The sequence below is a fragment of the uncultured Neisseria sp. genome (genome assembly GCF_951230505.1).
Lineage (GTDB): Bacteria > Pseudomonadota > Gammaproteobacteria > Burkholderiales > Neisseriaceae > Neisseria.
Map to the genome: position 1 here is coordinate 1 of NZ_CATNVN010000109.1, position 6,203 is coordinate 6,203.

At 47.5% G+C, this 6,203-nt stretch carries 6 protein-coding genes; 1 reads left to right on the forward strand and 5 read right to left on the reverse strand.

Features of this window, described 5'->3' with window-relative positions; genetic code table 11:
• The 5 genes from Q1M25_RS07340 to Q1M25_RS07360 form a co-directional block, all read right to left on the reverse strand.
• A partial coding sequence (locus tag Q1M25_RS07340) for a Tex-like N-terminal domain-containing protein (RefSeq protein ID WP_300483439.1) occupies positions 1-1,249 on the reverse strand: 1,249 nt, incomplete at its 3' end.
• A gap of 64 nt (positions 1,250-1,313) precedes the next feature.
• Entirely contained in the window at positions 1,314-1,964 is a 651-nt protein-coding gene (locus Q1M25_RS07345) for an ABC transporter ATP-binding protein (RefSeq protein ID WP_036492188.1), read from the reverse strand.
• Positions 1,961-2,758, reverse strand: coding sequence for an ABC transporter permease (locus Q1M25_RS07350; RefSeq protein ID WP_300483444.1), 798 nt, complete (start codon positions 2,756-2,758; stop codon positions 1,961-1,963). Before Q1M25_RS07350 ends, Q1M25_RS07345 begins: the two co-directional genes overlap by 4 nt.
• Positions 2,758-3,927: a capsule biosynthesis protein gene (locus tag Q1M25_RS07355; protein ID WP_036492193.1), complete on the reverse strand. Its 1,170-nt coding sequence runs from the start codon at positions 3,925-3,927 to the stop codon at positions 2,758-2,760. The genes Q1M25_RS07350 and Q1M25_RS07355 overlap by 1 nt, the downstream gene beginning before the upstream one ends.
• Positions 3,928-3,938: 11 nt before the next feature.
• Entirely contained in the window at positions 3,939-5,117 is a 1,179-nt protein-coding gene (locus tag Q1M25_RS07360) for a polysaccharide biosynthesis/export family protein (RefSeq protein ID WP_150537002.1), read from the reverse strand.
• Positions 5,118-5,615: 498 nt separating this feature from the next.
• Between Q1M25_RS07360 and Q1M25_RS07365 the strand changes: the two genes are divergently transcribed.
• Positions 5,616-6,059, forward strand: a complete 444-nt coding sequence (locus tag Q1M25_RS07365; protein WP_224783273.1) for a hypothetical protein — start codon at positions 5,616-5,618, stop codon at positions 6,057-6,059.
• Positions 6,060-6,203 lie beyond the last annotated feature (144 nt).

The following is a 6,203-nucleotide window of genomic DNA, read 5'->3' on the forward strand; positions in this document are numbered from 1 at the left end:
GTTCGGACGCGGAATAAATCGACGCGCCGGCTTCGGAAACGACGATTTTGTGCAGCCCCATTTCCGGCATTCCGCGCACCAGTTCGCCCGCGATTTTGTCAGTTTCACGGCTGGCGGTGCCGTTACCGATGGCGATGAGCTTCACGCCGTGCTGCTTGATCAGGCGCGACAGCGTTGCCAACATATTGTTTTCTTGATGCAAATAGACAATAACGGTATCCAGCAGCTTGCCCGTATCGTCCACCACGGCGCATTTCACGCCGTTGCGGTAGCCCGGGTCGAGACCCAGCGTGGTCAGCCGTCCGGCAGGTGCAGCGAGCAGCAAGTCTTTGAGATTGCGGGCGAACACGGTAATCGCGTCGGTATCGGCGGCTTCTTTCAAACGATTTAGGGCTTCGAGTTCCAGCGACAAAAAGATTTTTGCGCGCCAAGTCAGGCGCACGGTGTCGCGCAGCCATTTGTGGCCGTCTGAAACCTTGAAGCGGCGGGCGATGATTTGCTCGTATTCGCTTTGCTGCGTAATCGGCGTGTCGTCGGGCTGGTATTTGAGCGCGATGTTCAACACGCCTTCGTTGCGGCCGCGCAAAACCGCCAGCGCGCGGTGGCTGGGCATGGTACGAATAGGTTCGCGATGGTTGAAATAATCGCTGAATTTTTCGCCTTCGATTTCCTTGCCTTCAATGACTTGCGCGTGGATTTCGGCTTCGTTCCACAACTTGTCGCGCAGCGTGCCGATGAGTTCCGCATCTTCGGCAAATTGCTCCATCAGAATCGCGCGCGCACCGTCCAACGCGGCTTTGGTGTCGGGGACGTTTTCGTTCAGGTAACCTTGCGCGACGGCTTCCACGTCCTGCGGCTGTTCGGCAAGCAACACATCCGCCAGCGGCTGTAAACCGTGTTCGCGCGCGATTTGCGCTTTGGTGCAGCGTTTGGGTTTGTAGGGCAAATACAGGTCTTCCAGCGCGGTTTTGTTGTCGGCGGCTTCGATTTGCGCCCTGAGGTCGTCTGAAAGTTTGCCTTGTTCTTCAATGCTTTTTAACACAACGGCTTTGCGCTCCTCCAACTCGCGCAGGTATTGCAGCCGCTCGGCAAGCTGACGCAGCTGCGTATCATCCAGCCCGCCTGTGGCTTCTTTACGGTAACGCGCGATAAAAGGGACGGTCGCGCCGTCGTCCAAAAGCTCAATGGCGGCATTGATTTGCGCGGCGGTGGCGGAGAGTTCTTGGGAGAGAATTTGAGTAATGTTCATCAATAGAATTCCAACGGACAGGCCGTCTGAAATTTCAGACGGCCTGATTTAAAAAACAATCGCTTTAAGGCAGCGAATTATAATATTCGTAGGCTTTGTCCATATCTTCAAACTGGTGCATATGCCCTTTTTCCAGCACCATCGCATTATCGCAATATTGCTTCATGGCGCTGTGGCTGTGTGACACCAAGATGATGGAACGGTCTTTGCGCTTCTCAAACAACTCGTACTTACATTTATCGGCAAAGCGCGAGTCGCCAACCGCAATCACTTCGTCAATCAGATAGCAGTCAAATTCTACAGCCAACGACAAAGCAAATGCCAAACGCGCCTTCATACCTGAAGAATAACGCTTGACCGGCTCGTAAAGATATTGCCCCAGCTCGGAAAACTCTTCGGTAAAGTTCTTCACATAATCGATATCGACATTGTAAATCCGGCAGATGAAACGCAAATTGTCCATACCGGTCAGACTGCCTTGAAACGCACCGGAGAATGCCAAAGGCCAAGAAATACTCATCGTCCGCTTGATTTCGCCCGTGGTCGGCGGCTCAACGCCGCTGATCAAACGGATGAGCGTCGATTTACCTGCACCGTTGCGGCCGAGAATACCGATTTTCTCACCCTTCTCCATTTTGAAGTTGATATCGTGTAAGACTGTCCGCCAACCTTGGCGGGTCAGATAGCGTTTGGAAACGTGTTCAACTGAAATCATTGCGGCTCAACCCCTTTGCTGAATCTCGCCACCATCGCCAAACCAAGCAGCAGCAAAACCAAGTTACACAACAAAATATACCAAGGATTTTCGTAAGTCGTAACGCTGTTACCAAAATATCCGGCACGGAACATTTCTGTACCATGCACCATCGGAAGCATCAGCACATAGTGTTGCAACTGCTGAGGCAGGTTGTGTACGAAGAAAAACACGCCGGACAAAGGCATCATCACAAAACTGATGGTACTCCAAACCTTGCCAAACGGCTCAAAGTGAAATGCCACCGAACAGATGACCAGCCCCAATCCAACGGCAAACATAGCCATCAAAAGCCAAGCCAACAACATATAGAAAATATCTGCCGGTACATCAATCCAACCGATGATGACCAATGCGAACATAATCACGACCTGCGCAATGGTGGCACCGGCAATCTCCAACAACATACGCGCAAAAATGGTATCTAAAACACGTACATTTCGGTGATACAGCAGGCTTGTATTGGCCGCAATCGAACCGATGGCGCGATTAGAGGCATTACGCCACATCATCATCATCGGATAGCCTGTCAGCGTGAAAGCCACGATATTCAAAGCCGACACGTTGTTCATGCGGAAGAATTTCCACATCAACACCATAACCAAAGTCAGCAGCAAAGGTTCGACAAATAACCACAAAAAACCAATGTTATTACGACCGTAGCGAGTAATAATTTCACGCATTAAGAGTGCGCCGATTACCCTTTTTTGGATAAGCAGCGACTCCAAAAACGATGTTTTATGTAGCTCTTTCATCAGTTTTTATGCTCACGGATACTTGCAGACAGCAACACGGCAATGCCATAGACAATCAAACCGATGACAAACGTTGCCACAATGTTGTACAGACGGTTTGGCTCATGCGCCAAGTCAGGTTTGTTCGGTTGGGAAATCACTTCCAAATACAATTGCTGACGATCTGCTTCCGCTTTTGCACTTTCCAAAGAAGTCATCGCCGCAGCCAATTGTTTTTCGGCCAATTCGTTTTCCAAATACACGCGCTGATATTCCGCCGCCTGATTGGACAACGAACCCTCGCCACCGCCGGAAATCGCTTTCATTTGTTGCGAGATTTCTTTACGCAAGCTCTTCTCGCGCGCAATCAAACCTGGAATTTGCGGGTTTTCAGGCGTAACGGCTTTTACCTGGTCCAGCTGGGTCTGAATGACAATCAACTCGTCCTGCAATTTGGATACCAAACCCATTTGCACATCAGATTGCGCCTTTAAGTCAAAAATACCGTTGGAAACACGGAATTTTGTCAATTGAGCCGAAGCTTCTTTAACTTTCTCTTCAGCCGAATTGACCACTTCCTGAGCATAACGAATCGTATCCTGACGCGCACGTTCGTTCAGCTGGTTGATCAATACCTCACCCTGTTTGAGCAAAGCATCATTGATCTTTTGAGATTCACCGGCATTGAAAGATGTAACGCTCAAATTAGAAATGCCTGAGACAGAGTCAAAATGGATGGATACCTTATCGCGGTAGTATTGATAAAACGCTTCATCCTCGCCACGCAGGCCAAAACCATTAAAACGGCTGAAAATGTCGCCTTCTTTTTCATAAAAATCACGAACGGGCATTTTCTTACGCAACGCGTCCAAAGCCGAACGCGACTGCATATATTCCTGCACGGTATAAATATCGTCTTGCGCACGAGAGAAACCAGACCCCTGCAAAATAGCGCCCAAGCCGTTCAAAGACGATTGGCTTTTAGGAGAACGCACCACAAAGCTGGACTGGGATGTGAACTGATCAGAAGCAAATAGTCCGTAATACACACCGGAACACAAAGTCGGCACGATAACCGTTACCCAAAGCAACGGATTAATCTTACGCAACCAAGACTTTTTGGCCTTTTTCTTTTCGGGAGCCGGTTGTTCCGGTTTCACATCCACATTTGCAGAAACTTGCTCAGACATTATTTTCCCCATCAGTTCACTAAATTATTAATACTGTTCGCACCGCTAACCACAGGCGAGAACACAAATGACAAGAACTTGCGTACTTCGGCCATCGGTGCATTCGATACATACACCACGTCCTTATCCTTCACAGGGAAACGCTGCATCCAAAACATAGAATTCGCATCTGCCAGGTTCAAACGGTAGACCACAGGAATCTCCGCACGATCGCCATAACCCTTTTCAACCCATTTAGATTGTTTCTCAGGAGGCAGCTCGGACAAAGGCGCATAACGGAATACAAATACGCCGCGCGCATCTGCACTATAATCCTGCAGACCGCCCATACGTCCCACAGCCTCAGCCAAAGATAAGCCCTTCACAGAGAAACCAATCTGCTGCGTATGACCGACCGCACCCATAGACGTAAACGTGCTTGGATTAGTAATCATTGTGACTACATCACCGCGGCGCAACAAAATATTTTGACGCGGATGCGCCACCAAGTCTTCCAAAGCAATCGTTCTGACAACATTGCCACGTGTCAGCTGTACGTTCGTATCCTGAACATTCGCAGTCGAACCGCCCACGGCAGCCACCGCATCCAACACACGCTCGCCTGCAGCCGTCAAAGGCATACGCACACTGTTACCCGCGCGGATAACCGATACATTCGCCGCATTGTTTTGAACCATGCGCACCATTACCTGCGGCTGGTTCGCCATTTTTTTCAGACGGCCTTTAATAATGTTTTGCACCTGAACCGGTGTTTTACCAAGGACAGACACATCGCCGATAAACGGCACAGAAATCGTACCTGAAGAGCTGACCATCTGTTCAGGCAGCTTCGTTTGCTGCGCATTACCCGAACCGGTAGACGACAAAGCCCCGCCGAACAACACAGCCGGAGGAGCTTCCCAAATCGTAATGTCCAGCACATCGCCTATATTGATAGCCCCTATTGATGATGTACCATCGCCCAACTGAGCAAATGACTGATTAACTTGCGCTTGATATAGTGACTGAGCCACCGCACCATTCACATCAATCAATTCCACCTCCGGCACTTCGGCTGTAGCCGGCTGTTGCCCCAAAGCAACAACATTTCGTGTACTTGGGCCGGAAGTAGGAAGAGAAGAGCATGCAGCCAACAGACTGACACACAACAATAACATGCCCCTGCGGGTAAGACATTCTGCTTTCAACATTGATTAAATCTCACTATACTTTTAATTAAGCACGACCATTATAACACCTGATGAAATATTAGGCCGTCTGAAAACCTGACATAAGTATCAAAAACATCACATTACAGCGAATACCGTCATGAGAAAACTTAAAAAACTGATTCGACAACCAGGTGTATTCTTCCGCGACTATCTCAACAAAAGATGCTCTGTCCGCAACGCTGAACAGCGTGCAACAGAGCATGACAAACTTATTGTTATCGAAAACAGTCTGACCAGCTCAATTCCGTCAACTATCCCAACGTCAGCATAATAGATCACGGTCAAATCATTGACCCGTAATACCTACCCACCTTCAATTCTCATGTAATCTAAGCACACCTGCACAACATTCCCAATCTAAATGAATACTTCATCTATTTTAACGACAATATATTTACTGTTCTCCCCCTTACCGAAGGAACCTTTCACACCAACGGAATTGCTTCTCTTTTTATTACAGACAAAAGCCTAAAACAAATGTCCAAAAAAGAAACCGATACGCCAACTCATTCTGCTTCAAAAACTGTATTATACTATTACAATTACCATATTGACTGTCCGCTTATATTCTTCTGTTTAAAAACAGCTGTGAATTTGTTTGGTGACACTACCTACCGTACTGAGATTAAAGCCTTTTTATCCAACTATTTTTCCAACCACGATCTGAATTTTGCCACCTTCCTCGTCCCTTATGTAGATGTTTTTTTAAACATGCAATCCACAGTAGGTAATGAAATATGTTATTATTTTAATAGCCGCTCCAACAAAGCGCCTACCCAATATATCAAGCTCTTGGAAAATAAAAAAATTGGGCAGCAGCCACACTCTTTTTGTGCCAACGATTTTCACAGCCAGCAACAGATTGAAAACTACCAGGACAAACTGATTCAAATGCTGGAAAATTACTTCAAAACCAAATAAAAATAAAAGGTCAAAAAAATGAACAATAAAAAATTTCGGAAGCTCTTACGAGACCCTAAACTCTTTTTTCGCGACATGTATGCCAAACGTGTAATGAAACAAAAAAAATACCTTCCCTTAAAATACGAAGGTAGCAACCAATTT